Source organism: Catellatospora sp. KI3, from assembly GCF_029948125.1.
In the GTDB taxonomy this organism is placed as follows: domain Bacteria; phylum Actinomycetota; class Actinomycetes; order Mycobacteriales; family Micromonosporaceae; genus Catellatospora.
The window spans coordinates 58,389-84,628 of record NZ_JASAMB010000030.1 but is presented as its reverse complement, the minus strand read 5'-3'; the positions used below and the strand labels follow the sequence as shown (position 1 = coordinate 84,628).

20 protein-coding genes are annotated in these 26,240 nt (G+C 73.1%); 16 read left to right on the top strand and 4 right to left on the bottom strand.

Going from position 1 to position 26,240, the window contains the following annotated elements; all coding sequences use genetic code 11:
- Positions 1 to 280 precede the first annotated feature (280 nt).
- The 4 genes from QEZ54_RS32630 to QEZ54_RS32615 all read left to right on the top strand — a co-directional run bounded on the left by QEZ54_RS32630 (position 281) and on the right by QEZ54_RS32615 (position 6,697).
- A complete protein-coding gene (locus QEZ54_RS32630) occupies positions 281 to 1,132 on the top strand; it encodes a hypothetical protein (protein WP_281308611.1) in 852 nt (283 codons plus the stop codon).
- A gap of 128 nt (positions 1,133 to 1,260) precedes the next feature.
- Positions 1,261 to 2,094: a methyltransferase domain-containing protein gene (locus tag QEZ54_RS32625; protein WP_281308610.1), complete on the top strand. Its 834-nt coding sequence runs from the start codon at positions 1,261 to 1,263 to the stop codon at positions 2,092 to 2,094.
- Between the two features lie 242 nt (positions 2,095 to 2,336).
- Positions 2,337 to 5,714, top strand: a complete 3,378-nt coding sequence (locus QEZ54_RS32620) for a family 16 glycoside hydrolase (RefSeq protein WP_281308609.1) — start codon at positions 2,337 to 2,339, stop codon at positions 5,712 to 5,714.
- A 179-nt stretch (positions 5,715 to 5,893) separates the two neighbouring features.
- Positions 5,894 to 6,697, top strand: coding sequence for a PhzF family phenazine biosynthesis protein (locus QEZ54_RS32615; RefSeq protein WP_281308608.1), 804 nt, complete (start codon positions 5,894 to 5,896; stop codon positions 6,695 to 6,697).
- Position 6,698: 1 nt separating this feature from the next.
- Here the strand turns inward: QEZ54_RS32615 and QEZ54_RS32610 are convergent, their stop codons facing one another.
- Positions 6,699 to 7,349: an MOSC domain-containing protein gene (locus QEZ54_RS32610; RefSeq protein ID WP_281308607.1), complete on the bottom strand. Its 651-nt coding sequence runs from the start codon at positions 7,347 to 7,349 to the stop codon at positions 6,699 to 6,701.
- Between the two features lie 56 nt (positions 7,350 to 7,405).
- Between QEZ54_RS32610 and QEZ54_RS32605 the strand changes: the two genes are divergently transcribed.
- Together QEZ54_RS32605 and QEZ54_RS32600 are read left to right on the top strand one after the other, a co-directional pair.
- Complete coding sequence (locus tag QEZ54_RS32605; protein WP_281308606.1) at positions 7,406 to 7,879, top strand: GNAT family N-acetyltransferase; 474 nt, start codon at positions 7,406 to 7,408, stop codon at positions 7,877 to 7,879.
- Between the two features lie 37 nt (positions 7,880 to 7,916).
- Positions 7,917 to 8,321 carry a hypothetical protein gene (locus tag QEZ54_RS32600; protein WP_281308605.1) on the top strand — a complete coding sequence of 135 codons (405 nt, stop codon included), beginning with the start codon at positions 7,917 to 7,919 and terminating at the stop codon, positions 8,319 to 8,321.
- 9 nt (positions 8,322 to 8,330) lie between these two features.
- Here QEZ54_RS32600 and QEZ54_RS32595 read toward each other — a convergent pair whose 3' ends face one another.
- Positions 8,331 to 9,524, bottom strand: coding sequence for a glutamate-cysteine ligase family protein (locus QEZ54_RS32595; protein ID WP_281308604.1), 1,194 nt, complete (start codon positions 9,522 to 9,524; stop codon positions 8,331 to 8,333).
- Between the two features lie 240 nt (positions 9,525 to 9,764).
- Between QEZ54_RS32595 and QEZ54_RS32590 the strand changes: the two genes are divergently transcribed.
- The 9 genes from QEZ54_RS32590 to QEZ54_RS32550 all read left to right on the top strand — a co-directional run bounded on the left by QEZ54_RS32590 (position 9,765) and on the right by QEZ54_RS32550 (position 21,176).
- On the top strand, positions 9,765 to 10,727 hold the full coding sequence (locus tag QEZ54_RS32590) for an aldo/keto reductase (protein WP_281308603.1): 963 nt from the start codon (positions 9,765 to 9,767) through the stop codon (positions 10,725 to 10,727).
- A 14-nt stretch (positions 10,728 to 10,741) separates the two neighbouring features.
- Positions 10,742 to 11,044, top strand: a complete 303-nt coding sequence (locus QEZ54_RS32585) for a GNAT family N-acetyltransferase (protein WP_281308602.1) — start codon at positions 10,742 to 10,744, stop codon at positions 11,042 to 11,044.
- 124 nt (positions 11,045 to 11,168) lie between these two features.
- The gene (locus QEZ54_RS32580) at positions 11,169 to 12,155 is read left to right on the top strand and encodes a sporulation protein (protein WP_281308601.1); all 987 of its coding nucleotides are present in this window, start codon (positions 11,169 to 11,171) and stop codon (positions 12,153 to 12,155) included.
- A gap of 347 nt (positions 12,156 to 12,502) precedes the next feature.
- The gene (locus QEZ54_RS32575) at positions 12,503 to 13,276 is read left to right on the top strand and encodes a TSUP family transporter (protein WP_281308600.1); all 774 of its coding nucleotides are present in this window, start codon (positions 12,503 to 12,505) and stop codon (positions 13,274 to 13,276) included.
- 542 nt (positions 13,277 to 13,818) lie between these two features.
- The gene (locus tag QEZ54_RS32570) at positions 13,819 to 14,685 is read left to right on the top strand and encodes an EamA family transporter (RefSeq protein ID WP_281308599.1); all 867 of its coding nucleotides are present in this window, start codon (positions 13,819 to 13,821) and stop codon (positions 14,683 to 14,685) included.
- A gap of 234 nt (positions 14,686 to 14,919) precedes the next feature.
- On the top strand, positions 14,920 to 16,479 hold the full coding sequence (locus QEZ54_RS32565) for an IucA/IucC family protein (protein WP_281308598.1): 1,560 nt from the start codon (positions 14,920 to 14,922) through the stop codon (positions 16,477 to 16,479).
- A complete protein-coding gene (locus QEZ54_RS32560; protein ID WP_281308597.1) occupies positions 16,479 to 18,098 on the top strand; it encodes an IucA/IucC family protein in 1,620 nt (539 codons plus the stop codon). Before QEZ54_RS32565 ends, QEZ54_RS32560 begins: the two co-directional genes overlap by 1 nt.
- A complete protein-coding gene (locus QEZ54_RS32555) occupies positions 18,088 to 19,239 on the top strand; it encodes an alanine racemase (RefSeq protein ID WP_281308596.1) in 1,152 nt (383 codons plus the stop codon). Before QEZ54_RS32560 ends, QEZ54_RS32555 begins: the two co-directional genes overlap by 11 nt.
- Before the next feature lie 275 nt (positions 19,240 to 19,514).
- A complete protein-coding gene (locus QEZ54_RS32550) occupies positions 19,515 to 21,176 on the top strand; it encodes a substrate-binding and VWA domain-containing protein (protein WP_281308595.1) in 1,662 nt (553 codons plus the stop codon).
- Between the two features lie 515 nt (positions 21,177 to 21,691).
- Here QEZ54_RS32550 and QEZ54_RS32545 read toward each other — a convergent pair.
- Positions 21,692 to 22,903: a chorismate-binding protein gene (locus tag QEZ54_RS32545; RefSeq protein ID WP_281308594.1), complete on the bottom strand. Its 1,212-nt coding sequence runs from the start codon at positions 22,901 to 22,903 to the stop codon at positions 21,692 to 21,694.
- 179 nt (positions 22,904 to 23,082) lie between these two features.
- Between QEZ54_RS32545 and QEZ54_RS32540 the strand changes: the two genes are divergently transcribed.
- Positions 23,083 to 23,280, top strand: a complete 198-nt coding sequence (locus tag QEZ54_RS32540) for a DUF5999 family protein (RefSeq protein ID WP_212829021.1) — start codon at positions 23,083 to 23,085, stop codon at positions 23,278 to 23,280.
- Between the two features lie 123 nt (positions 23,281 to 23,403).
- Here QEZ54_RS32540 and gcvP read toward each other — a convergent pair whose 3' ends face one another.
- On the bottom strand, positions 23,404 to 26,208 hold the full coding sequence (gene gcvP / locus QEZ54_RS32535) for an aminomethyl-transferring glycine dehydrogenase (protein WP_281308593.1): 2,805 nt from the start codon (positions 26,206 to 26,208) through the stop codon (positions 23,404 to 23,406).
- Positions 26,209 to 26,240: the final 32 nt, after the last annotated feature.

The window sequence follows — 26,240 nt, the reverse complement described above, 5'->3', positions numbered from 1 at the left end:
GAACCTCCGCCGCCAGGCCGGTGATCGCGATCGGCGGTCAGAACCTCGGCCGGTAGGCCCCGCTTTGACCTCAAACGGCGATCAACGCCGGGATGGACCCCAAGATCGCTACATGGGGGCGCAAGAGGAGGTCTCCGGGCCGACCGTCCCGGGATCCGGGAGGGCGAGGGGGGTCGCTGACGCGGTCGGTTGTGGCGAGTGGCGTACGGCGGGCGCGGCTAAAAGGTACAAATCGGTCTTAGGGCAATACTGGCAGCCAGGAACCACAAGGGAGGCGCCCATGCTGCCGCCGGAGATCGAGCTGCCCGAGCAGGCGCAGGCCGCGACACTGGTCGCCTCCGCGCGCAGCCGGGTCTGGAAGGTGCGCCTGTCCGACGGGCGGCACTGGGCCGTCAAGTACGCCACTGGTCCGGACCGGCATCTGCCCACCCGGGAAGCCGGCGTGCTGGCGCGGGTGGGGCATCCGGGTTACCTCTGCGCCCACGGCAGCACCGAGCACGGCGCCTGGATCGCGCTGGACTGGCTCGACGCCCCGACCCTGCACCGGCGCTGGCAGGGCGTACGCGGCACCGACGGCCCGGCCGAGCGACGTACCGCAGCCGTGGCCACCTGGTCGGCGGCGGTAGCCCTCGCCGACCTGCACGACCTCGGCTGGCGCCATGCCGGACTGCGGCCGGAGCATCTGCTGGTCCCGGCCCGGGGCACCGCCCGCCTGCTCGACTACGCCCACGCGCAGCACCCCGACCCCGCCGGGCACCCCTCTCTCGCCCCGGCGACGCCGTGGCGGGGCGGCCTGCCCCAGCTGACCGCGCCGGAGACCGCCCGCGAACTGCTGGACACCGACCCCGACCAGCACGTCGCACTGACCGCACCCGCCGAGGTCTACGCCTTCGGCGCCCTGCTGTACGCCGCCTGGACCGGCCGCTGGGCGCACCCCTGCGCCACCAACGGCCGCGCGGACGACCCCCGGGACGCCTGGGCGTCCATCGCCACGGGCACCGCCCACCGCGCCGTACCGGACACGTGGCCCGCCATGTCCACCCTGGTCACCGCCGCGCTGGCGCCGGACCCCGCCCACCGTCCCACCTTCCGCCAGCTCGCCGCCTCCCTCACCGCCCCCACCCCCGCCTAGGCAAGGGAAGGAAGGGCCCCTTCTTATCGCTTTACGCGGTAGAAGGGCCCCTTCTTCACCCACGGCGGGATCCGGGGGCGCCCGGCACGGGGCAGCCGGGTCGGTACGGCCTCTGGCAGGATCTGGCGATGCCCGCCGACCGCCTGCTCACCGATGACGCCCTGGAGCGCTCCGATGTGGTCGCCAACTGCGCGATGAATCGCGAGCGCGGCCTCGACGGCGTCAACAGCTACGCCAAAGACCTCGGTCTGCACCCGCTCGACCTGCTGCGCTCCCGGCTCGCCGACCACGGCCGGGCGTCCTGGCTGGACCTCTGCTGCGGATCAGCCCGCGCCCTCACCCAGGCAGCCGATCTCCTCCGAGCTCCGACCGACTCGGCACCGATCGACCCGGCCGCCAGGGTCGCGATCCCGAGCGGCCCGGCCCCGAGCGGTCCGGGAAGGGCCGGCCTCATCTCGGCTGCTCCCATCCGGCCAGACGGGGGCGGCGACGTCGCAGGCGGGACGCAGGTCACGCTGACCGGTGTCGACCTGATCGACTGGTTCGATCCGGCGGCCCGTACCGCACCGGGCCTGGACCTGCACGTGGCATCGGTCTCCTGCTGGGAGCCGGGCCGGGCTTACGACCTGATCACCTGCGTACACGGGCTGCACTACGTCGGCGACAAGCTGGGCGTGCTGGCGCGGGCGCTGACCTGGCTGTCCCCTGGCGGTACGTTCGCCGCGCACCTTGATCTGGCGAGCATCCGCCTGGCCGACGGCACCGACGCCAGCCGGACGCTGCGCCGCCTGCTGCGCGAGAACCGGGTCGGCTACGACGCTCGGCGCCGCATCGTCACCTGCGTCGGGCCTCGGAACCTGGACCTGCCGTTCACGTACGCGGGCGCCGACGACCGGGCCGGCCCCAACTTCACCGGCCAGCCCGCCGTCGACTCGCACTACCGGCCGCTACCTACCGGCTGAGCTGCGCGGGAGGCGGTGACACGCCGGTGCGTCGGGCACTTTCGCGGTGGGCATGGCGGACTTTTGCCAGTTTGATCGAAAGATATAGACATCGAAATTAAAGTCGTCTACGTTGTGTCCCACCGATGTTTCGGGTGCGTTAATCGTCGGCGTCGATGACCACCTGCGCACGGACCCGACGGTCATCGCGCGGACCCGCCGTACGCGGCAGCCGTCGGCAACCTCTACCCCCAGGAGGAACGATGGGCACCCGAACGCTACGCCGACTGCGGGAGACCGTGCTGGCGTCAGCCGTGCTCCTGCTCGCGACCGGATTCCCGGCCCTACCCGCCGCCGCGGCCCTGCCCGCCCAGGAGCCCGGCGTCACGCTGCGCGTCTACGACCTGCAGGTGGCGCTGAGCAAGCTGTGCACGCTCAAGACCGGGCAGACCCCGAACGTCGACAAGAAGATGGCCACGGTCAACTGGACCACGGCGGCCGACTTCGGGTTCGAGGACAACTTCGCGGCCCAGGTGCTGGGCAACGTCAACATCACCACGGCCGGGTCGTACACGTTCCGGTTGACCACCGACGACGGGTCGCGGCTGGTCATCGACGGCGCGACCGTGATCGACCACGACGGCCTGCACGGCGCCACCGCCAAGGAGGGCGCCGTCACGCTGGCCACCGGCTACCACTCGCTGCGCATCGACTACTTCGAGGCGGGCGGCGGCCAGCAGCTGACGCTGGACTGGAAGACGCCCGGCGCCACGGCCTTCACGCTGGTGCCGAACTCGGTGCTGAGCACCGACGCGGGCGTGGTCCGGGTGACCGCGCCGGGCCGCAAGGAGTGCGAGGCCAGCGGCGACTCACCCGGCGACGGCCTGCCGCTGACCAGCGTGCACCCCGGGTTCACGCTGACCAACCTGCGCCCGTCCACCTTCCAGCCGAAGGTCACCGGCATGGACTGGCTGCCCGACGGCCGCCTGGTGCTGTGCACCTGGGGCGGCAGCGACCAGTCCGGCACCTCGCAGGCCGGCGAGGTCTACATCCTCACCGGCACCGCCGGGACCGGCGGGCCGGGCGGGGTCACCGTGAAGAAGATCGCGGGCAACCTCAAGGAGCCGATGGGCCTCAAGGTCGTCGACGGCATCGTGTACGTGACGGAGAAGACGCGCCTGACCGCGCTGGTCGACACCAACGGCGACGAGGTCGCCGACCAGTACAACACGATCGCCACCTTCCCCTTCACCGGCGCGTTCCACGAGTTCGCGTTCGGCCTGCTCTACAAGGACGGCTACTTCTACGCGAACCTGTCCGTGGCCATCGACTACGGCGGCGCCACCACCGTGCCGCAGCCGGACCCGAACCGCGGCACCAGCATTAAGATCAACAAAGCGACCGGCGCGATCACCTATGTCGCGGGCGGCCTGCGGACCCCGCACGGCATCGGCTGGGGCCCCGAGGGCGGCGTGTTCGTCACCGACAACCAGGGCGGCTGGCTGCCCGCCTCGAAGCTGGTCGAGATCAAGCCCGGCCGGTTCTTCAACCACTACACGTCCCCGTCGGGCCAGTTCGACGCCAACCCGGTCACCCCGCCGGTGCTGTGGATGCCGCAGAACGAGATCGCCAACTCCCCCAGCGCCCCGCTGCTGATGCCGTCCGGGCCGTACGCCGGGCAGTTCCTGATCGGCGACGTCACCTACGGCGGCCTGCAGCGCGGGTTCCTGGAGAAGGTCAACGGCGAGTACCAGGGCGCGCTGTTCCGGCTCACGCAGGGCCTGGAGTCGGGCATCGCCGAGGTCCACCTGGGCCCCGACGGCGCGGTCTACGTCGGCGGCCTGGGCGCGGGCGGCAACTGGGGCCAGGCGGGCAAGCTCGTCTACGGCCTGCAGAAGCTGACGCCCAACGGCACCAGCGTCTTCGACATCCTCGCGATGCGGGCCACCACCACCGGCTTCGAACTGGAGTACACCCAGCCGCTGTCGGCCGACACCATCGCGGGCATCGCCTCGAAGTACGCGTTCAAGCAGTGGCGCTACGAGGCCACCTCCGCGTACGGCGGCCCGAAGATCGACGAGGAGACCCTCGCGGTCACCGGCGCGACCGTGTCGACCGACGGCAAGAAGGTCAACCTCACCGTCAGCGGCCGCAAGGCTGGCCGGGTCGTGTACGTGCGCTCGCCCCGCCCGTTCAGCTCCACCTCGGGGCAGTCGCTGTGGAGCACCGAGGCGTGGTACACCCTCAACGCCATCCCCGGCCAGACCCCGCCCCCGGCCGACGGCGTCTACCAGGCCGAGAACGCCGCGCGCAGCGGCGGCGCGTCGGTGGCCACCGACCACACCGGATACACCGGCACCGGCTTCGTCGCCGGGTACGGCACCGCCGGCGCCACCACCACGTTCACCGTGGACGCCGCCACCACCGGCGTCTACCAGGCAGCCCTGCGCTTCTCCGCCGGCCCGAACCCGTCCGCCGGCGCGAAGACCGTCAGCCTGTACGTCAACGGCACCAGGCTGCGCCAGCTCACCCTGGGCGGGACCCCCAACTGGGACCAGTGGGCGACCCAGGTCGAGACCGTCGCCCTCAACGGCGGCAGCAACACCATCGCCATCCGCTACGACACCGGTGACTCCGGCAACGTCAACCTGGACTCGCTGGCCCTGTCCGGCGGCTCCGGCCCGATCATCGGCAACGGCGGCAAGTGCCTGGACCTGGACAACGCGGGCTCCACCGACGGTACGAAGGTCCAGCTCTGGACCTGCAACGGCACCAACGCCCAGCGCTGGACCCGGGTCGGCACCACCTTCCGGGCCTTCGGCAAGTGCCTGGACGTCGACAACGCCGGCACCGCCAACGGCACCAAGGTGCAGCTGTGGACCTGCAACGGCACCGGCTCGCAGGTATGGCAGCCGCAGGCCAACGGTTCGCTGCTCAACCCGCAGTCGGGCAAGGTGCTCGACGCGCTGAGCGGCAGCTCGGCCGACGGCACCCAGATCCACATCTGGGACTACGTCGGGGCGACCAGCCAGCACTGGACGGTCACCGCGGGCGGGCAGCGCATCCAGCTGTTCGACGGCGACGACCTGACGCTGTGGCAGAACGGCTCCGGCGGCGCCGCGGCCTGGCCGCTGTCGGGCGGGTCGATGGAGTCGCTGGGCGGCGACATCCGCACGAAGTTCGGCTTCGGCGACTTCAAGCTGCACGTCGAGTGGTACGAGCCGCTCTACCCCGGCTCGGTCACCGGCCAGCAGCGCGGCAACAGCGGCATCTACCTGCAGGACCGCTACGAACTGCAGGTGCTCGACTCGTACGGCGACACCGCGCTGGACAACACCGAGGCCGCCTCGATCTACCAGAAGAAGGCGGCCGACCGAAACGCCGCAGGCGCCCCGCAGACGTGGCAGAGCTACGACATCACGTTCCGGGCCGCCCGCTACAGCGGCGCCACCAAGACCGCCAACGCCCGCGTGACCATCGTCTGGAACGGCTTCGTGGTCCACAACGACGTGGCGATCGACGGCCCGACCGGCGCCGGCGCGGCCGAGGGCGCGTCCGTCGGCGGCATCCGCCTGCAGGACCACGGCGACGCGGGCGAGAACCCCCGCTTCCGCAACATCTGGCTCGAACCGCTCGTGTAGTGAGGTAAGGAAGGGGCCCTTCTTATCGCAATACGTAGGGGAAGGGCCCCTTCTCAACGGTCGCGACGGCACAGCGGCGGGCGTGCGGCTCCGGCAGGGGCGCACGCCCGCCGTCGTCCGGGGCCACGAATCGGCGATTGGCCGTCGGATGCGCCGCGACCTGCCGATAAGGTCCGACTATGCGGATCAGGATCATCGACGCGTTCACCGACCGGCCGATGGGCGGCAACCCGGCGGCGGTCTGCCTGCTCGACGGCGACGCCTGGCCGGACGGGCAGTGGATGCAGAGCATCGCGGCCGAGATGAACCTCTCCGAGACGGCGTTCGCGCGGCCGCTGGGCGGCTCGCGCTGGGCACTGCGCTGGTTCACCCCGGCCACCGAGGTCGACCTGTGCGGCCACGCCACCCTGGCCACCGCGCACGCCATGGCCGCCGACGGCCTCGCGACCGGCACGGTCGGGTTCGAAACCCGCAGCGGCCTGCTGTCGGCCACCGCCAACCACGACGGCACCATCACGCTGGACTTCCCGGTGAACCTGCCGGTCGCGGTGGCGCCGCTGCCCGGCCTCGCCGAGGCGCTGGGCGTGCCGGTCGTCTCCGCGCACGACACCGGGGCGCTCGGCGACCTGCTGGTGGAGCTGGCCGACGAGCAGACGGTACGCACCCTGCGGCCCGACCTGGCCAAGGTCGCCGCGCTGGCCACCCGGGGTGTGATCGTCACCGCCGCCGCGGCCGACCCGGCGGCGGGCTACGACTTCGTGTCCCGGTTCTTCGGCCCGGCCGTCGGGGTGCCCGAGGACCCGGTGACCGGCAGCGCGCACACGGCGCTGGCCCCGTTCTGGGGAGCGCGGCTGGGCCGCGACGAGCTGGTCGGCCTGCAGGCGTCCGCCCGGACCGGGCTGGTGGGCACCGTGCGGCGCGGTGACCGGGTCGAGCTGACCGGCCGGGCGGTGACCGTCCTGGACGGCACCCTGCACGTCTGAGTCAGCCGGTCCTGGCGGCGGCCTTCTCCCGTACCGACGCGGGCAGTTGCTCGATGTCCACCAGGCGGGGCAGCAGCTCCGCCTCCAGCGTCAGCGCCCGGAAGGTGAGCGCGATGGTCACGTCGTGGTCGGGGCGGTGCACCACGGTTACCTCGTCCCCGGCGCGCACCTCGCCCGGCTCGACCACCCGCAGGTACGCCCCCGGCAGCGCCGCCTGGGTGAACCGCTTGATCCAGCCCTGCTGCTCCATCGCCGCGGCGAAGGTACGGCACGGGATGCGGGGCACCGACACCTCCAGCAGCGCGGTGCCGACCCGCCACCGCTCCCCGATCAGGGCGCCGTTGACGTCCACACCGGTGGTGGTGAGGTTCTCGCCGAACAGGCCCGGCCGCAGCTCGCGGCCGAGTTCGGCTGCCCAGCCGTCCAGATCCTCGCGGGCGTACGCGTAGACGGCCTGGTCGTCGCCGCCGTGGTGGCGCCGGTCGCAGATGTCGTCCCCCTCGACCCCGCTGCCCAGGCCCGTGTCGCGCGGCCCGGGGGCCCGCAGCACGACCGCACCCTCGACGGCGCGCTTGTCGATGCCGGTGACGCCCAGGTCGGCGGCGTCGCTGGGGCGGGCCCGGCCCGCGTTGACGGAGATGATCCTGCCCATCGGTCAAGCCTAACGGGGTGCCCGCGGCGGCTGAAGTACGCCGGTAGGGTGCGCCCATGATCCGTACCGCCGTGCCCGACGACGTCCCCGTGCTGCTCGACCTCATCGCCGGACTCGCGCGGTACCAGGGCGCCGCGCACGAGGCGAAGGCCACCCCCGCCCAGCTGCGCGAGGCCCTGTTCGGGCCGTACCCGGCGGCCTTCGCGCACGTCGCCGTCGACGAGGCGACCGGGGAGACCGTCGGCATGGCGCTGTGGTTCCTCAACTACTCCAGTTGGGACGGTGTGCACGGCATCTACCTGGAGGACCTGTACGTGCGCCCGCAAGCGCGCGGAGGCGGGCACGGCCGGGCGCTGCTGCGGACGCTGGCGGGGCTGTGCGTCGAGCGCGGATACACCAGACTGCAGTGGGGCGTGCTCGACTCCAACGAACCCGCGATCGGGTTCTACCGGAGCCTCGGCGCCGAGCCGATGGACGCCTGGACCGTGTTCCGGCTCAGCGGCGACGCCCTGGCCCAGCTCGCCGACTGACCGCCCGGCCACGCCGCCGCCACTGGGAGGAGCCCCCGTGAACAGCCCCGCACCCGCACCCGCACCCGCACCCGCCCCGGCGCCCAGGCGCCGCCTGACCCGCGCGAAGGTCGTGGCGGGGCTGGTCGCCCTGGTCGCCTGCTGCGGACTGCCCCTGGGCGGGGTGAAGCTCTTCCTCGACGCGAACCGGGCCACCACCCAGGTCCTCGACTGCGATCTCGCCGGGCCGGTGGCCCGGATCAGGTTCACCGTCACCAACGGCGGCCTGCTCAACGGCGACTTCGACGTCAGGGTCAGCGTGACCGACGCCGGCGGGGCGTCGCTCGGCGACACCACCGAGCGGGTTCCCAATCTCCACGCGGGCGCGACCCTCACCCGGGACACCTCCGTCCGCTACCGGGAGGGCGCCCAGGCCAAGGGCTGCACGGCCGAGATCGAGTGAGCTGAGCGGTCAGGCCGAGCGGCCGTCGTCGGCGGGGCAGCGGTCGCGGTCGGTGTACCGGTCGGCGAAGCGGGCCGTCGCGGCCGCCGCCCAGGCGGGCACCCCGATCCGGTGCAGCGTGTCCAGCGCGATCTCCATCAGCGCCCGGGCCGCCGCGGCCAACTCCGGCCGGGACACCCCGTCCCGGGCGGCCTCGGCCCAGTAGGTCCGGCTCGGCTCCTGCGGCAGCCGCTCGGCGACCGCCGCGGCGCGCTCCGATCCGCTCGGGTCGTCCAGCAGCGCGGCCACCACCGTGGTGGGCACCGCCCAGTCGTCGCCGCGCTGGGCGTCGATCATGCGGAGCTCGAGGTGCCCCTGCGCCCGTACCGGCGGAATGACGCTCTTGAGGTGGCGCCGCAGATCCGCGAGGGTCGCCGGCCGCGGACCCTGCCCGCGCAGCCAGTGGCGCATGGTGAAGCCGACCGGCGGCACCAGCCACGGCCGCCCCGACGGCATCCGCACGCCGACGACCTGCGCGTCCAGCGCGTACGCCAGCCAGGTCGCCCGGCACTCCCCCGGCCCGGTCGGGTCGGTGCGCGTCGGGTCGGTCCGGAAGCGCAGCAGCTGGCGGGTGCTGCGGCCGCCCTCGCCCAGCGAGTTGGCGAACATCGCCATCAGCGCGGGGCCGAGCGTGTTGAGCAGCCACCACCGGCGCTGGCGGCCCCGCCAGCCGCCGGAGTCGTCCCCGGCGTCGACGTTGACCTGCACCGACGCGGCGTTGCAGAGCATCTGCCGGCCGACCGGACCGTACTGGTCGTAGGCGGCTTCGAGCGCGGCGTAGCGCGGATCGTCGACGACCCGCCGGGGCGGGCGGGAGTCCAGCCCGGCGCCGACCAGCCGCAGGCCGCGGGCGCGCGCCTCGTTGCGGATCACCGACAGGTCCTCGGCGGCGGCGGTGAGGCACTCGGTCAGGTTCGCCGCGGGCAGGGTGGACAGCTCGACCTGGCCGCCGGGCTCGAAACTGATGGCGCTGCCGTACGGCAGGCGGCGGCCGGGCGGGCAGACGGCCTCCTGGACCAGCGCGTGGTCAGGCCGCGACGCCGGTGCGGTCGGGTCCACGACCAGCCATTCGAGTTCGACGCCCAGGCGGCCGATCCGCCGCGTCGAGAAGGCGTTGTCGAAAATCCACTCTTCGGCGTACGGCTCGGAGAGCGCACTTGTCACCCGCACCTCCACGGCAGGCTCGACCGACGATTGTTAACGGCCGCACTATGCCGCCAGCAGATGCGGGTACCGCTGATTTTCCATAGACCGATGTCAGTTGTCCACTCGTCGAAACGCTGAGGTCACACCGCCATTCGACCCGGTCAGGCTGTCGCGGAAATGGATAGTAGGGAGGTCGTCCCGCATGCCCCGGCCGTCGGCCGTACCGTCGGCGCCCCACCGCGCGCTAGGGTGTCGATCATGCGTTATCGCCCGCTCGGCAACTCCGGCCTGACCGTCTCCGCCGTCGGCCTCGGCTGCAACAACTTCGGCTGGCGGCTCGACCTGGACGGCACCCGCGCCGTCGTCGACGCCGCCCTCGACGCCGGCATCACCTTCTTCGACACCGCCGACATCTACGGCCGCGGCACCGCCGTCGGGGCGTCGGAGTCCATGCTCGGCGAGGTCCTGAAGGGGCGCCGCGACCAGGTCGTGCTCGCGACGAAGTTCGGCCACCAGGACGTCGACCTCGAGTTCGGGCCCGCGGCGGGCGCCAAGGGCGGCCGCGCCTACATCCGCCGCGCCGTCGAGGACTCGCTGCGCCGCCTGGGCACCGATCACATCGACCTGTACCAGTTGCACACCCCCGACCCGGCCACGCCGATCGGCGAGACGCTGTCGGCGCTGCACGAGCTGGTGCAGGCGGGCAAGGTCCGCTACATCGGCTGCTCGCAGTTCACCGGCTGGCAGGTCGCCGACGCGGTACGCGTCGCGCAGCAGCTGAACACCACCGCGTTCATCAGCGCGCAGAACCACTGGTCGCTGCTGGAGCGCGGCATCGAGGCCGAGATCGTGCCCGCCGCGCGCCACTACGGCATGGGCGTGCTGCCGTTCTTCCCGCTGGCCAACGGCCTGCTCACCGGCAAGGTGCGCCGCGGCCAGGCCGCGCCCGACGACAGCCGCCTGGCCAAGGAGTCGGCCCGGTTCATCACCGAGGCCCGCCTGGACACGGTCGAGGCGCTCGCGGGCTGGGCCGAGCGGCACGAGCAGAGCCTGCTGCAGACGGCCATCGGCTGGCTGGCCGCCCAGCCCGGCTGCGGCTCGGTCATCGCCGGTGCCACCAGCCCCGAGCAGGTCCGCGCGAACGCGGCCGCGGCCGACTGGATCCCCTCCGCCAGCGAGCTGGCCGAACTCGACGAGCTGTCGCCGCCGCCCGCCCGATAATGGAGACCGGGAGAGTGAAGGAGACCCCCGTGGCCGACGTCGAGGTCGTCGAGGTGCCCGAGAGCAGCCGGTATGAGGCACGCCAGGACGGCGTGCTGCTGGGCGAGCTGACGTACCACCGCAGACCGGGCATGATCGTGTTCGACCACACCGGGGTCGAGCCCGCGGCGCGCGGACGCGGCATCGGCGCGCTGCTCGTCGCCGCCGCCATGGCCGACGCCGCCGCCGACGAGGTCCACGTCGTTCCGGCCTGCTCGTTCGTGCGCCGCTGGGTGCACGACCACCCCGAGTACCTGCCGCTGATCGAGCACTCCTGACCGTTTCGGCACCGGCACGCCACTTGGGGCGTGCCGGTGTGACCCGGGCGACAGTGGACAGGATCTGCTAGATGTGTACGAGCCGCATCAGATCCGCGGCACGTACACGAGGAGAAGCGGACCAGTGGTTTTCAAGAGGATGCTGTCGGCGCTCGGCGTCGGCGGCCCGTCGGTCGACACCGTCCTGTCCACCCCGGTGGTGCGCCCGGGCGGGGTGCTCGCCGGCCAGGTGCACATCCGCGGCGGCGAACGCGACAACCACATCGAGTACGTGTCGATCGGCCTGGTCACCCGGGTCGAGGTCGAGCACGGCGACAGCGAGTACGGCAGCACGGTCGAGTTCCAACACGTACGGCTGACCGGCCCGTTCACCCTGGCCGCGGGCGCGAACCAGGTGCTGCCGTTCCAGCTGGAGATCCCGTGGGAGGCCCCGGTCACCGCCTTCTACGGCACCCCGCTGCGCGGCATGACCATGGGCGTGCACACCGAGCTGTCGGTCGCCAACGCCGTGGACAAGACCGACCTCGACCCCGTCGCGATCGAGCCGCTGCCGCTGCAGGCCGAGATCATGGAGGCGTTCACCCGGCTCGGGTTCCAGTTCGCCCGCGCCGACCTCGAGCGCGGCCGCATCCACGGGGTGCACCAGACGCTGCCGTTCTACCAGGAGATCGAGTTCTACCCGTCGCCCGCGTACAGCGGCCGGATGCGGCAGCTGGAGCTGACCTTCGTCACCGGCCCGCAGGGCATGGACGTGGTGCTGGAGTTCGACAAGCGCGGGTTCGCGGGCGGGCACGACACGTTCAGCCGCCACCACGTCAGCCACGCCGACGCCGGCCGTACCGACTGGACCGCCGTCATCGACGGCTGGCTCCGCCAGGCCCTGGAGCGCCACGGCGCCCACGGCTACGGCCACCAGCAGTACGGCCACCAGCAGTACGGGCACGGCGGCCACGGATACGGGCACGGGCGCCACGGCTCGCACGGGCACGACGGGTACGGCATGGGCACGGTCGTCGCCGCCGGTGCGGCGGGCTTCCTCGGCGGCATGGTCGCCGGAGAGGTGGCCGAGGAGGTCTTCGACTTCGACGGCGGCGACTTCTTCGAGGAGTGACCCCGCCCCGCCCCGCCCCGCCCCGCCCCGCCCCGCCCCGCCCCGCCCCGCCGCCTTTCATAGACGTTGGCCTATCACGAGGGATTTTCGTAGATCATCTTCCTCGCGATAGGCCAACGTCGATCAGAGGCGGGGCGGGAGCGGGGCACGCCGCCCGGCGGGGCGGGAGCGGGGCACGCCGCCCGGCGGCCCGCGCGGGGCTGGGGCAGGGGGTGGTGCGCGGGAGCGGCTACTGTTGCCGGGTGTTCAAGGCCCTCGTCTGCTTCATGCTCGTCTTCATAGCCATCGGCGCCGCCGGTATGTGGCTGTCGATGCAGCGCCGCAAGCGCTGACCGCCCGCCACCCCCATGGACGCCGGTACCCTCACGCTGCTGCTGACCGCCGCCACCGCCGCAGGCTGGGTGGACGCCGTGGTCGGCGGCGGCGGCCTGCTGCTGCTCCCCGCCCTGCTGATCGGCCTGCCCAACGTGCCGGTGGCCACCGTGCTGGGCACGAACAAGATGACCGCCATCGCGGGCACCTCCAGCGCGGCGGTGCTGTACGCGCGGCGTACCCGCATCGACTGGCGGGTCGCGGGTCCCGCCGCCGCGATGGCCGTGGTCGTCGCCGGCATCGGCGCGTGGTTCGCCGGTTCGGTGCCGCCCGAGGCGTACCGGCCGGTGGTGCTCGCGATCCTGGTCGGCGTCGCCCTGTTCGTCACGTTCCGCCCGAACAACGGCGTGGTGGCCCACCCGGAGAAGCGCACCCGCACCCGCGCCGCCGTCGCGATCGCCCTCGCCGGCGGCCTGATCGCCCTGTACGACGGCATGATCGGCCCCGGCACCGGCACCTTCCTGGTGCTCACCTTCACCACCGTGATCGGCGCCGACTTCCTGCACGGCTCGGCCATGGCCAAGATCGTCAACGCGGGTACGAACCTCGGCGCGCTCGTCGTCTTCGCCATCGGCGACCACGTGTGGTGGAAGCTCGGCGCGGCGATGGCGGTCTGCAACATCATCGGTGCCCAGCTGGGCGCCCGACTGGCCCTGCGCCGCGGCTCCGGCTTCGTCCGCGTGGTGCTACTGGTGGTGGTCCTCGCCCTGATCGCCCGCCTCTCCTACGACCAGTGGTTCGCCAACTGACCCGCTCCACCCGGTCAACGGGGACGTCGCTCCGGCACAGCAGCCCCGCCCCGGGGTTGCGACCGGAGGTCGCGATCTTCGCCCCGGTGCTCAGCCGGCGGAACGCCACCTGAGCACCGGTGATCAGCGCTTCCGGTCAAGAAGCAGGCTTCGACCTCGTCGGCTGCGCAGCGATTTGACCGGCGACCGCGATCTTCGACCCCGTTTCGGCCGATGATCGCGACCTGCGGTCAGAACAGCGGTCTAAAGCCAATCTCCTGACCGGAACCAGCGATCACGAAGCCCGACACGGAGTCCTACGCAGTGATGTGACCACAGGCCGCGATCTTCGAACCACGTCCTCTCGGCGGCGATCCGAACCGCGCCCGAGCGGTGATCGCAACCTGCGGTCGGAATCCGAGCCACAGGCTGAGGTCTCGTCCTCGCACGGCGATCATCGCGGCCCTCAATCCGTGCCGCGACGGCCCACGACCCCGAACCGCAACTCTGAGGGGTGAGGGGAAGTGGGGTCGGGGGGCGTGGTGGGGCGGGATCATGGGGGTATGGCGTCGGGTCCGGGTGGGCGGCGGGCGGGTACCGGCCCGGCCGTGCTGCTGATCCTCGGCTCGATGCTGTCGGTGCAGGTGGGTGCGGCCGCGTCGACGCGGCTGTTCGAGGCGGTCGGCCCGGCGGGCACCGCGTGGCTGCGCCAGTGCTGGGCCACGTTGGCGTTCTGGCTGATCGCCCGCCCGTCGTGGCGCTGGCTGCGCGCCCAGCGCCGGGCCGACCTCGGCGGTGCTCTGCTGCTCGGCGCGGTGAGCGCGGTGATGAGTGTGGCGTTCTTCGAGGCGATCGCGCGTATCCCGCTGGCCACGGCGGTGGCGCTGGAGTTCCTGGGGCCGCTCGGGCTGGCGGTGGTCCGGCGTACCGGCCGGTGGGGTCTGCTCTGGCCGGTGTTCGCGCTGGCGGGGGTGCTGGCGCTGACGCAGCCGTGGCGCGGCGGCGTGTCGGTGACCGGGGTGGCGCTGGCGCTGGTGGCGGCGGTCGGGTGGGCGGCGTACATCCTGTTGACGCAGCGGGTCGGGGACCGGTTCGAGGGGGTCAAGGGGCTGGCGGTGGCGATGCCCGCAGCCGTGGTGGTGACGGCGGTGTTCGGAATGCCGCAGGCGGCGGGCGGGCTCAGCGGCCCGGTGGTCGCGCAGGCGGCGTGGCTGGCGCTGCTGCTGCCGGTGCTGCCGTACGCGTTGGAGTTGCTGGCGCTGCGGCGCCTCAACGTGGCGGCGTTCGGCACCCTGATGTGCCTGGAACCGGCGTTCGCGCTGCTGGTCGGGGCGGTGCTGCTGGGCCAGAGCCCGGCCGCGCTGCAGGTGCTGGGCGTGGCGCTGGTGGTCGTGGCCGGGATCGGGGCGCAGCGGACCGGGCACCGGTGAGGGTCGCCGGAAGCGACCCGTGGTGGCGTGAGCACCGGTGCGCCGCCGGGACCGGGGCGCAGCGGAGCGGGCGTCGGTGACGCGGAGCACTCCGCCCGCGCGCCACATTGGTTAGGCATACCTAAGAACGCTAGGCTGACAGGGTCGCCGCCGCCGGACTGCTGGCGGGCTGGGCAGGCGTGGTCCACACTGGATCTCCAGCCGTGGCGTCGGGGAGGGGTTTCCATCAACACCGTGCCGAGCACCGACGACACGCTCCCCGGCGCCCGCGCGGCGGTGCTCGCGCGGCTGTGGGGGGCCCTGGTCCGCGAGCCGCTGCCGGGGGTGCTGGACCGCCGGGCGTACGGCGGGGACATCCTGGTGACCCTGGCCTCCGGTCAGCGGTTGATGGGCTCGGCCGCGATGGCCGAGATGTTCGCCGTCGCCCCGGAGGGTCTGCGCGTCACGCTGGAGACCGAGCGGTTCGACGACCCGGCGGCGCTGCTGCGGGCGCTGAAGCTGCCCGGGCATCCGCTGCGGCTGGCCGAGGAGGTCGCCGACAGCGTCGCCCACCTGGCCCTGGCCCGCGCGAACCAGCCGTATCCGCAGCGGGGCGAGGCGACGCTGACCGTGCTGGCGGGGCGGCCGGACGGGTTGGCGATCCTGGAGCAGGCGGTCGTGGACGGCCATCCGCTGCACCCGTGCTGCCGCACCCGGCTGGGCATGTCGGCCGCCGAGTCGCTGGCGTACGCCCCGGAGCACCGGCCCACGGTGGCGCTGGAGGTGTTCACCGTCCCGGCCAAGCGCTGGCTGACCACGGGTGCGGGGCTGGCGCCCCGGCTGCCGGTGCACCCGTGGCAGCGCGAGCACGTGCTGTCGGCGTACCCCTTCCTGAAGCCCTCGGGTGAGAAGATCGCGGCCCGGCCGCTGATGTCGCTGCGCACGCTGGCCGCCGTGGCCGACCCCACCCGGCACTACAAGACGTCGGTGGACGTGCAGATGACCAGCGCGGTGCGGATCGTGTCCCCGGCGGCGGTGCGCAACGGCCCGGTGGTGTCGAAGCTGCTCGCGCAGCTGGGGGCGGACCTGGGGCTTACGGTGTGGCCGGAGTTGGCCGCGGGCGCGGTGCTCGACGAGGCCGGGCAGCCGCTGCGCAGCCTGGCCGTGGTGGCCCGGCGCGCCGCCCGGCCCGGCCCGAACGAGGTGGTCCTGCCCGTGGCGGCGCTGTCGGCGCCCTCGCCGAACGACGGCCGCCCGCTGCTGTGCGAGGCGGTGCGGCTGGGCTACGGCGGCCACCCGGCCGGGTTCGTCGCCGACCTGGCCGCGCTGATCGCGCCGGTGCTGCTGACGCTGCTGCACCGCGGCGTCGCGCTGGAGGCGCACGGGCAGAACCTGCTGGTGACGCTGAGCCACGGGCGGCCGACCGGGTTGTCGTACCGCGACATCGGCGGCATCCGGGTCAGCCCGCAGCGGCTGCGCCGCCACGGCGTGGACGCCCCGGTGCTGCACGGCGACCTGGCCAGCGACGACCCGGTGCAGCTGCGGGCCAAGGTGCTCGCGTCCGGGATCGCGGTGGCGCTGGGCGAGCCCATCGCGACCGTCGCCCGGGAGTACGGCGTCGACCCGGCCGCCCTGTGGCGCCTGGTCCGCGACCGGGTCGAGGGCGTCTACGACAACCTGCCGTCCGGGGCGGCCGCCGACGCCCGCGCGGTGCTCGGCGAGCCGCTGCCGCTGAAGGCCACCACCGCGATGCGGCTGGCCGACGACCCGCTGGACGACGTGTGGGCCGCGCTGCCGAACCCGCTGGCGCAGTGATGCGCACCCTCGACGGCTCGATGGCCGCCGACGTGGCCGGGATCGCACCGGACCTGCTCGACGGGTACCGCGACGCGCTGCCCCGGGCGCGGGCGGCGGTCGCGACCCGGCTGGCCGAGGCGCTGTGGCGCGAGGACATCGGCGACGCCCGCGGCCGCTTCCGGGGCACCGTGCACGGCTTCGACCGGGTGGTGCTCGGCCCGGTCGCCGACGACCCGCTGTCGCTGGTGGACCATCCGGGGCTGCGGGCCGAGCTGGACAGCGCGGTGCACGGGCTGGCTCTGGCGTACGCCCGGCGCGCGGTGCAGGACCCCGGGCACCGGGCGGCGGCGGCCGCGCTGGGCCGGGCCGACATGATCGAGCTGCTGGCGGAGCTGGATCCGGACGAGCGGGTGGCGCGGCTGGAGCGGCTGGCCACCGAGGGCCACAACCTGCACCCGTGCGGCCGGACCAGGCTGGGCTGGAGCGCGGGCGACATGATCGCGCACGACCTGGAGACCGAGTCGACGGCCGTCGGGTTCGTGGCGGCCCGGCCGGAGCTGGTGCTCGGCGACGACCTCACCGAGCGGCTGGGGGTGGCGGCGCCGCCTGGCCGCCGGGTGCTGCCGGTGCACATCTGGCAGCTGCGGCACCTGCGCGGCCGGTTCCCCGAGCTGTTCGCCGACGGCACGCTGCGGGTGCTGGATCCGGTGCTGCCCGCCCTGCCCACCGCGGCCCTGCGTACGGTGCTGCTGACCGGCTCGGCCCGGCCGGGGACGTACCTGAAGCTGTCCCTGGACATCCAGGTCACCTCGACCCGGCGCACCATCTCCGTCGCCTCGACCCGCAACGGCCCGGCCCTGTCCGAGGCGCTCGGCGCGCTGCTGGACGCCGAGTCCGGCGGCCGCCTGCTGCTCATGGCCGAGCCCGCCGGAGCCGCGGGCCTGGTCGGCGACTCGCGGCAGCTCAGCACCATCGTCCGCGACGGCCTCGGCGGCCGCCTGGCCCCGGGCGAGCAGCCCGTGCCCGGCAGCGCCCTGGCCGCGCTCGACCCGGTCAGCGGCGCCACGCTGCTGACGGGCCTGGTCGACCGGTACGCCCACAGCCGCCGCGCCACCTCCCCGCAGCTGGCGGCGCTGGGCTTCCTCAACGAGTACGCGGTGCTGCTGCTGCCGCCGGTGCTGCGCCTGGCCGCGCAGCACGGCATCGGGCTGGAGGCGCACCTGCAGAACTGCGTGCCGACCTTCCGCGACGGCGTGCCGCACCGCATGGGCATCCGGGACCTGGCCGGGATGCGCGTGCACGAGGGGCGGCTGGCCGCGACCGGGGTGGCGCTGCGGCTGTGGCCCGGTTCGGTGATCGGCACCGGCGACGAGTCGGTGCTGCTGTCGAAGGTGGCGTACACGGCGTTCCAGGCGCACCTGGGGGAGCTCGTGCTGCGGCTGGGCCGGTCGCACGGGCTGGCGGAGGGCACGGCCTGGGCGGCGGTACGCCACGTCGTCGACGAGGCCCTGGCCGGGCACCGCGACCACGCGTTCTACACGGCGCCGACGGTGCCGCACAAGGCGCTGACCCGGATGCGGCTGGCCGGGTCGGGCGACGTCTACGTGCCGGTGCAGAATCCGTTGCATGCCCGCTGACCTGCCACCCCGCGTGGCCGAGGCGCTGCGCGCCCTACCCGACCCGGTCTGCGCGTACGTGTACGACCCGGCGGTGCTCACCGACCGCGTCGCCCGCCTGCGCGCGGCCCTGCCCGGCGTCACCGTCTGCTACGCGGTCAAGGCCAACGGGCACCCGGCCCTGGTCGGCGCGGCGGCGCGGGCCTGCGACGGCCTGGAAGTCGCCTCCGGCGGCGAGCTGGCCCTGGCCGAGGCGGCCGGAGCGCGCCGGATCGTGTTCGGCGGCCCGGCCAAGACCGACGCCGAACTGGCCACCGCCCTGCGCCTGGGCGCGACCGTGAACGTGGAGAGCGTGCACGAGCTGCGCCGGCTCAGCCTCATCGCGGCGCGGGCGGGGCAGGCTGCCGTGATCACGCTGCGCGTCAACCGGGCCGGGGGCGGCCTGCCGGGCACCCACGCGATGGCCGGGACGGCCACGCCGTTCGGGATCGCCGAGGAGCAGCTGCCCGAGGCGGTGGCGCTGGCCCGTACGCTGCCGGGACTGGAACTGACCGGCTGGCACCTGCACGCGGTGTCCAACAATCTCGACGCCGCCGCGCACGCCCGGTTCCTCACCGAGGCGCTGGACTGGTCGGTGCTCCTGGCCGACAAGCTCGGGGTGGCGCTGCGCAGCGTCAACGCCGGTGGTGGATTCGGCGTCGACTACACCGGCGGCGCCGAGTTCGACCCGGCCGCGCTGCGGGTCCCGGTGCCCGCCGGGGTGGAACTGGTGGTGGAACCGGGGCGCTGGCTGGCCGCCGACGCGGGCTGGTACGCCGCGCAGGTGCTGGATCTGAAGCAGACGCACGGCCGCTGGTTCGCGGTGCTGCGCGGCGGCACCCACCACTTCCGCCTGCCCGCGGCGTGGGGGTACAGCCACCCCTTCACCGTGCTGCCGGTCGAGCACTGGCCGTACCCGTGGCCCCGGCCGCAGGTGCGCGACGTCGCGGTGGACGCGGTCGGCGAGCTGTGCACGCCCCGCGACGTGCTCGCCCGCGACCAGCGCGTGGACCGGCTGCGCGTCGGCGACGTGCTGGTGTTCGCCCGCACCGGGGCGTACGGCTGGGACATCTCGCACCATGCGTTCCTGCGGCACCCGGAGCCGGACTTCGTGGTGCTCTGACCCGGTTCTGGGTAACCCCGCGTGACGTCGGTGTCTACCCAGCGAATCGGATGATCACGAGATGGTCCGGGCTGTTCGACCCGGCTTGACAACGTCCTAGACTGTCCCGGTCCAGCACCGCCCCCGTGGTTCTCGACACACGCTCCACCCCCACCCCCACCCCCACCCCTTTTATTGCGGAGGCCCCGATGCCGAACGGCCGTAGCTCCGCGGTCCGATCGCACCGGCGCGGCGGCGGTCGGCGCCGCGGGATCGCACCCTGGCTCGTCATCCCGATGGCACTGGTACTGGTCGGCTCCGGCCTGACCATCGGCTACGTGTACCTCATCAAGAACGCCTGCTCCGGCAGCACCCAGGCCACCATCGTGGCCCCGCCCAGCACCGCGTCGCTGCTGCAGGACCTGGCCGGCAAGTGGGCGGAGACGAACCCCTCGGTCAACGGCGTGTGCGCCTCGGTCGCGATCGGCGTCCAGGAGGCCTCGGTGACCGTCGAGGCGCTGGCGCACGACTGGGACCCGACCGCGTCGGGCCCGGCCCCGGACGTGTGGGTGCCGCCGTCGAGCGCCTGGGTGAAGAAGGCCGCCGCCGCGAGCGAGACCGCCGACCGTCTGCTGCCCGACCTGCTGCCGAGCGTGGCCCGCACACCCGTCGTGATCGCGATGCCGCGGGCGTCCGCCGAGCAGCTGAACTGGCCGAACACCAAGCTCGACTGGAAGGACCTGCTCGACAAGCTCGCGCAGGACAAGACCGTCAAGATCGGCATGAGCAACCCGGCCACCTCGACCGCGGGCCTGCTGGCGCTGTCGGCGATCATCGACGCCGACGACAACACCGAGGTCGACGCCACCGAACTGGGCCGGGTGTTCCAGCTGGAGCAGCGCCTGGCGGTGTACAAGAGCACCACCGAGGAGCTGTTCGCCGAGTACGTGGCCGGCCAGGGCAAGACGCTCACCGCGTTCCCGGCGCTGGAGCAAGACATCGTCCGGCACAACGAGGCCCACCCCGACCTGCCGCTGGTCGCCGTCTACCCGCAGAACGCCACCACCGAGGCGGACAACCCGTACCTGGTGCTGAAGAACGCGGCGTGGACCAGCCCCGAGCGCAGCGCCGCCGCGCAGGCCTTCCTGCAGTACCTGCGCGAGGAGCCGGCCCGGGCCGAGGTTCAGTCGATGGGCTACCGCGACTCCAACCGCGTCCCCGGCCCGAAGCTGACCCAGAACAACGGCGTGATCGGCAAGCTGACCGCGCTGCCCGGCGGCGTGCTGCTGAGCGAGTCGATCACCCAGACGGTCAACACCTGGACCGCGCTGACCCGCCCCACCAACATGCTGCTGGTGCTGGACGTTTCCGGCTCCATGGGCGGCGTGGTGCGCGGCACCGGCATGACCAAGCTGGACCTGACCAAGGCCGGCGCGGGCGCGGCGATCGAGCTGTTCGGCGACGACGCGCAGGTCGGCCTGTGGGTCTTCTCCTCGCAGCAGTCGGGCAGCAAGGCGTACCGCGAGGTGGTGCCGGTCGGCAAGCTCGACGACGACCTCGAGGCCGACGGCCAGACCGCGTCCCGGCGCGACACGCTGGTCGCCGAGCTCAAGGAGCTGGAGCCGGGCGGCAACACGGGCATGTACGACACGGTCTGGGCCGCGTACCAGACCATGCAGAAGAAGTACGTGCCCGACGCGACCAACATGATCGTGCTGCTGTCCGACGGCGCCGACGACGACCAGCTGCAGGGCCTGAAGCTGGAGGAGCTCACCGCGAAGATCAAGGGAGCCGACGCCAGCCGCCCGGTGAAGGTCGTGACGATCGCGCTGGGCAAGCCGGAGAACAGCTCCGCCCTCGCCAAGATCAGCTCCGCGACCGGGGTGAACACCTACAGCTCCGAGCGGTCGTACGACATCGGCAAGGTGCTCATGAGCGCCATCTTCGAGGCGAACTGACCCGCCCCGCCCCGACAGCCGGAGGCCCGGCCCGCCACCACGCGGGCCGGGCCTCCGCCGTTCCCGCCCCAGCACACACCCCTACGCTCAGCCACATGATCAGCGTTTGCGGTCAGACGGCCGGCTCTACCGGCACATTCGGACCGCGGCCACCGATCACGCGCCTGGGTGTAGGGGTGCGCTCGCGACTCGCGGTCAGCAGGGCCTGGCGCTGATCCGTGCAGTTTCGGGGAAACTGCCGGAAAAGGCGCCCCCATTCGCGCAGTTTCCCCGAAACTGCCGGAAAGCCGAGGGCGGAGCGGCCCGCCGGGCGGGCGACCCGGCCCGCCCGTCATAGACGCTGGCCTATTACATCGACTCAATCAAGATCGAAGTCGACGTAATAGGCCAGCGTCGATACAAGACGGGTCGTGTCCGGCGGACCTGCCCTGCGGCGACTCGGCCGCACGAGCGCCGCGCAGGAGCACCCGCGCGGGTGCGGCGCGCGGGGAGCACCCGCGCGGGTGCGGCTTGGGTCAGCCGCGGAGGGCGGCGCGGACCGGGGCGGCCTTGGCGGCGGCTTCGGCCACCTCGGCGGCCGGGTCGGAGTCGATGGTGATGCCGCCGCCCGCCCAGACGTGGACCAGGCCCTCGTCGGCGGCGGCGGTGCGGATCGTCAGGCCCAGGTCGACGCGGTCGGGGCCGATCCACCCCAGCGCGCCCATGCTCACGCCCCGGCCGACGGGCTCCAGCCGGGCGATCTCGGCCAGCGCGGCGAGCTTCGGCGCTCCGGTGACCGAGCCGCCGGGGCACACGGCGCGCAGGAGCTCGGCGAGCCCGGTGCCGGGTCGCAGCCGCGCGGTCACGTCGGACTCAGCCTGCCACAGGTCCACCCAGGGGCGCAGCGCGAACAGCCGCGGCACCCGTACGGAGCCGGTGGCGGCGACGTGGGCGAGGTCGTTGCGCATCAGGTCGACGATCATGACGTGTTCGGCGCGCTCCTTGGGCGAGGCGAGCAGCGCGGCCCGCCCGGCCTCGGTGGCGGGGCCGGTGCCCTTGATGGGGCGGGTCAGCGCCTCGCCGCCGCGTACCCGCAGCAGGGTCTCGGGCGAGCCGCAGCCGATGGCCCAGCCCTCGCCGCGCAGGATCCCGGCGTAGCGGGCACCGGCCAGGCGGGTGAGCCGGCGCAGCGCCGGGAGCGGGTCGCCCGCGTACGCGGCGGCGGCATGGCCGACCACGTTGACCTGGTATACGTCACCGCGGGCGATCGACGTACGCACCTGCTCCACCGCTGCGGCATGGTCTGCGGGGGTCCAGGAGGGCCGCCAAGCGCCCAATCGCCAGTCGCCGTCCGTTTGCCCGGACGGGGCGTCCGGTTCGCCAGACGGGCGTACGGTGGCGGAGTGCTCGTAAACGACCGCGACCACATCCGGGACCGCGGGAACGGGGCTGGGCGCGCCCAGGGCGCCGCCCGCCATCACCGCACCGCCCGCGGCGGAGACGAACAGTGCCGCTCCGCAGATGTCGTGTTCCGGATCGGGCACTTCCGAAGAACACCTACCGGACAGATCATTCACAATAAGGTTATGACGGGACAGAAAAGCTTCGACAAGGGCGGCCGGATCGCCGGGGTCGCCGACCCGCCACTCGAACCGGGAGCGTTCCCACGCCTGGTCACGACACGCGGCCGGAATGCCGGGGATGTCCCTGGCCAGACCATGGGTGGGGTATAGGCCGACCGGCTTCATTCGTCTCGTCCGAACGGCTGATAAATGAAAACGCCCAGCGTCACCTGCTCGTAAAAGGCTCGTTCGGCTTGGTAGCGTGCGTCACTGTTCATGTGATCGACCGCACACCGGCGCCGGTTCAGCTCAGACCGAGCAACCACGCCCTCACCCCTAACCGAATCGCGGAGAACCCCGAGATGTTGTGCCAGCACCAACCGCAGTGTCCGTCCGCGGACGCCATCGACCACGACGCCGCCAAGGTAGTGGCCTCGTTCCCGGAGCAGGGCTGGAGCCTGCTCTGCAACGGCGTCATCGTCTTCGAGGACACCGGCGAGCTGCTCCCCGACGGGTCGAGCGTCGCCCCGCACCGCGGTCCCGCGGTGCACGCCATGGCCTGACGGTCCCACCACCTTAAGGCCCTCACCCAGGCGGCAGAGCTGCCGCCGTCCCCGCCACGCCGGCCGGCCCGAGGCAGGGCCCAGGCCGGCGCGACGCGGGGGAACCGTCCGCCGCCCGCCGGATCAGGCGAACGCCTCCGGCGGCGGGCACGAGCACACCAGGTTCCGGTCACCGTACGCGCCGTCGATGCGCCGTACCGGCGGCCAGTACTTGCCGGCCCGCTCCGACGCGCTCGACAGCGCCGGGTACGCCGCGACACTGCGCGGGTACGCGTGGGCCCACTCGTCCCCGGTCACCATCGACGCCGTGTGCGGCGCGTTGACCAGCGGGTTGTCATCCGCGGGCCACTCACCCGAGCCCACCTTGCCGATCTCGCGGCGGATCGAGATCATCGCCTCCACGAACCGGTCCAGCTCGGCCAGGTCCTCGCTCTCGGTCGGCTCCACCATCAGGGTGCCCGCCACCGGGAACGACATGGTCGGGGCGTGGAAGCCGTAGTCGATCAAGCGCTTGGCCACGTCGTCGACGGTCACGCCGGTCGCCTTGGTGATCGGGCGCAGGTCGAGGATGCACTCGTGCGCGACCAGGCCCTTGTTGCCGCTGTACAGCACCGGGTAGTGCTCGCGCAGCCGCGCGGCGACGTAGTTGGCCGCCAGCACCGCGGTGCCGGTCGCGGCCGCGAGGCCGTCCGGGCCCATCATCCGCAGGTACGCCCACGGGATGGGCAGGATCGAGGCGCTGCCGTGCGGCGCCGCGCTGATCGCCGACACGTCCTTCGTACCCGGCAGGAACGGGGCCAGGTGCGCGCGGACCGCGACCGGGCCGACGCCGGGGCCGCCGCCGCCGTGCGGGATGCAGAACGTCTTGTGCAGGTTCAGGTGCGACACGTCGGCACCGAACTTGCCCGGCTTGGCGAAGCCGACCAGCGCGTTCAGGTTCGCGCCGTCGACGTACACCTGGCCGCCCGCCTCGTGCACCTTGGCGCACAGGGAGGCGATGCCGGTCTCGTACACCCCGTGGGTGGACGGGTAGGTCACCATGATCGCGGCGAGGGCGTCGCGGTGCTTGTCGATCGCCCGGTCCAGGTCGACCAGGTCCACGTTGCCGGAGTCGTCGCAGGCCACCACGACTACGCGCATACCGGCCATGACGGCGCTGGCCGCGTTGGTGCCGTGCGCGCTCGACGGGATCAGGCACACGTCGCGGTGCGCGTCGCCGTTGGCCCGGTGGTACGCGCGGATCGCGAGCAGGCCCGCGAGCTCGCCCTGCGAACCGGCGTTGGGCTGCACGCTGACCGCGTCGTACCCGGTGAGCTCGGCCAGCCACCCCTCCAGCTGCGTGATCAGCTCGCGGTAGCCCGCGGTCTGCGCCGCCGGGGCGAACGGGTGGATCTGCCCGAACTCGGGCCAGGTGACGGCCTCCATCTCGGTGGTGGCGTTGAGCTTCATGGTGCACGAGCCCAGCGGGATCATGCCCCGGTCCAGCGCGTAGTCCAGATCCGACAGGCGGCGCAGGTAGCGCAGCATCGCGGTCTCGGAGTGGTGGGTGCGGAACACCTCGTGGATCAGGAACTCCGTGTCGCGGCCCAGCCCGGCCGGGATCGCCGACCGCTCGGTCGCGGCGGCCAGCTCCACCCCGAACGCGGCCGCGACCGCGCGCAGGTGCGGCACGGTGGTGGTCTCGTCGCAGGCCACGCCGACCCGGTCGGCGTCGACGCGGCGCAGGTTCACGCCCGAGGCCGCGGCGGCCGCCACGATCTCGTCGGCGCGGCCCGGCACCACGGCGGTGACGGTGTCGAAGAAGGCGCCGTGGGCGAGCTCGACGCCGCCCGCGCGCAGCGAGTCGGCCAGCCGCACGGCGGCGCCGTGGGCGTGGCGGGCGATGCCGCGCAGGCCGTCGGGGCCGTGGTAGACCGCGTACATGCTGGCCATGACGGCGAGCAGGACCTGGGCGGTGCAGATGTTGCTGGTCGCCTTCTCGCGGCGGATGTGCTGCTCCCGCGTCTGCAGCGCCAGCCGGTACGCCGGGGTGCCGTCGACGTCCTTGGAGACGCCGACCAGGCGGCCGGGCAGCGAGCGCTCCAGCCCCGCGCGCACGGCGAGGTAGCCGGCGTGCGGGCCGCCGAAGCCCATCGGCACGCCGAAGCGCTGGGCCGAACCGCAGGCGATGTCGGCGCCGATGCTGCCCGGGGCGCGGACCACGGTCAGCGCGAGCAGGTCGGCTGCGACCGCGACCAGGGCCTGGCGGGCGTGGGCGGCGGCGATCAGCTCGGCGTGGTCGCGCAGCGCGCCCGAGGCGCCCGGGTACTGCAGGTGCAGGCCGAAGAAGTCAGCGGGCAGCTCCTCGGTGTCGAGGTCGAGCACGCGCACCTCGATGTCGAGCGGCTCGGCCCGGGTGGTGATCACGTCGATGGTCTGCGGCAGCGCGTCGGCGTCGACCACGTACACGTTGCTCTTGCTCTTGGCCGAGCGGCGGGCCAGCGTCATCGCCTCGGCGGCCGCGGTGCCCTCGTCCAGCATCGAGGCGTTGGCGGTGGCCAGCCCGGTCAGGTCGGTGACCATGGTCTGGAAGTTGAGCAGCGCCTCCAGCCGCCCCTGCGAGATCTCCGGCTGGTACGGCGTGTAGGCCGTGTACCAGGCCGGGCTCTCCAGCACGTTGCGCTTGATCACGCCCGGAGTGTGCGTGCCGTGGTAGCCCAGGCCGATCATCGAGGTCAGCACCGAGTTGCGCGACGCCAGCGCGCGCAGCTCGGCCAGGGTCTCGGCCTCGGTCGCGGCGGCGGGCAGGTCCAGGGTGCCGTGCCAGCGGATCACCTCGGGGATGGCCGCGTCCATCAGCTCCTCGATCGAGGAGTAGCCGATGGCGTTGAGCATGCGATCGGTGTCGGCGGAGCCGGGACCGATGTGGCGTTCGACGAAAGCACTCATATGAGACTCCGGGGTCGAGGACCTAAGCCCTC

Excerpts from the sequence above, each read along its gene's own strand:
- gcvP (WP_281308593.1), bottom strand. The coding sequence starts at position 26,208 with ATGAGTGCTTTCGTCGAACGCCACATCGGTCCCGGCTCCGCCGACACC.
- QEZ54_RS32570 (WP_281308599.1), top strand. The coding sequence starts at position 13,819 with ATGGCGTCGGGTCCGGGTGGGCGGCGGGCGGGTACCGGCCCGGCCGTG.
- QEZ54_RS32610 (WP_281308607.1), bottom strand. The coding sequence starts at position 7,349 with ATGGGCAGGATCATCTCCGTCAACGCGGGCCGGGCCCGCCCCAGCGAC.
- QEZ54_RS32605 (WP_281308606.1), top strand. The coding sequence starts at position 7,406 with ATGATCCGTACCGCCGTGCCCGACGACGTCCCCGTGCTGCTCGACCTC.
- QEZ54_RS32615 (WP_281308608.1), top strand. The coding sequence starts at position 5,894 with ATGCGGATCAGGATCATCGACGCGTTCACCGACCGGCCGATGGGCGGC.
- QEZ54_RS32620 (WP_281308609.1), top strand. The coding sequence starts at position 2,337 with ATGGGCACCCGAACGCTACGCCGACTGCGGGAGACCGTGCTGGCGTCA.
- QEZ54_RS32575 (WP_281308600.1), top strand. The coding sequence starts at position 12,503 with ATGGACGCCGGTACCCTCACGCTGCTGCTGACCGCCGCCACCGCCGCA.
- QEZ54_RS32590 (WP_281308603.1), top strand. The coding sequence starts at position 9,765 with ATGCGTTATCGCCCGCTCGGCAACTCCGGCCTGACCGTCTCCGCCGTC.
- QEZ54_RS32630 (WP_281308611.1), top strand. The coding sequence starts at position 281 with ATGCTGCCGCCGGAGATCGAGCTGCCCGAGCAGGCGCAGGCCGCGACA.
- QEZ54_RS32550 (WP_281308595.1), top strand. The coding sequence starts at position 19,515 with ATGGCACTGGTACTGGTCGGCTCCGGCCTGACCATCGGCTACGTGTAC.
- QEZ54_RS32560 (WP_281308597.1), top strand. The coding sequence starts at position 16,479 with ATGCGCACCCTCGACGGCTCGATGGCCGCCGACGTGGCCGGGATCGCA.
- QEZ54_RS32625 (WP_281308610.1), top strand. The coding sequence starts at position 1,261 with ATGCCCGCCGACCGCCTGCTCACCGATGACGCCCTGGAGCGCTCCGAT.
- QEZ54_RS32555 (WP_281308596.1), top strand. The coding sequence starts at position 18,088 with ATGCCCGCTGACCTGCCACCCCGCGTGGCCGAGGCGCTGCGCGCCCTA.
- QEZ54_RS32545 (WP_281308594.1), bottom strand. The coding sequence starts at position 22,903 with ATGAAGCCGGTCGGCCTATACCCCACCCATGGTCTGGCCAGGGACATC.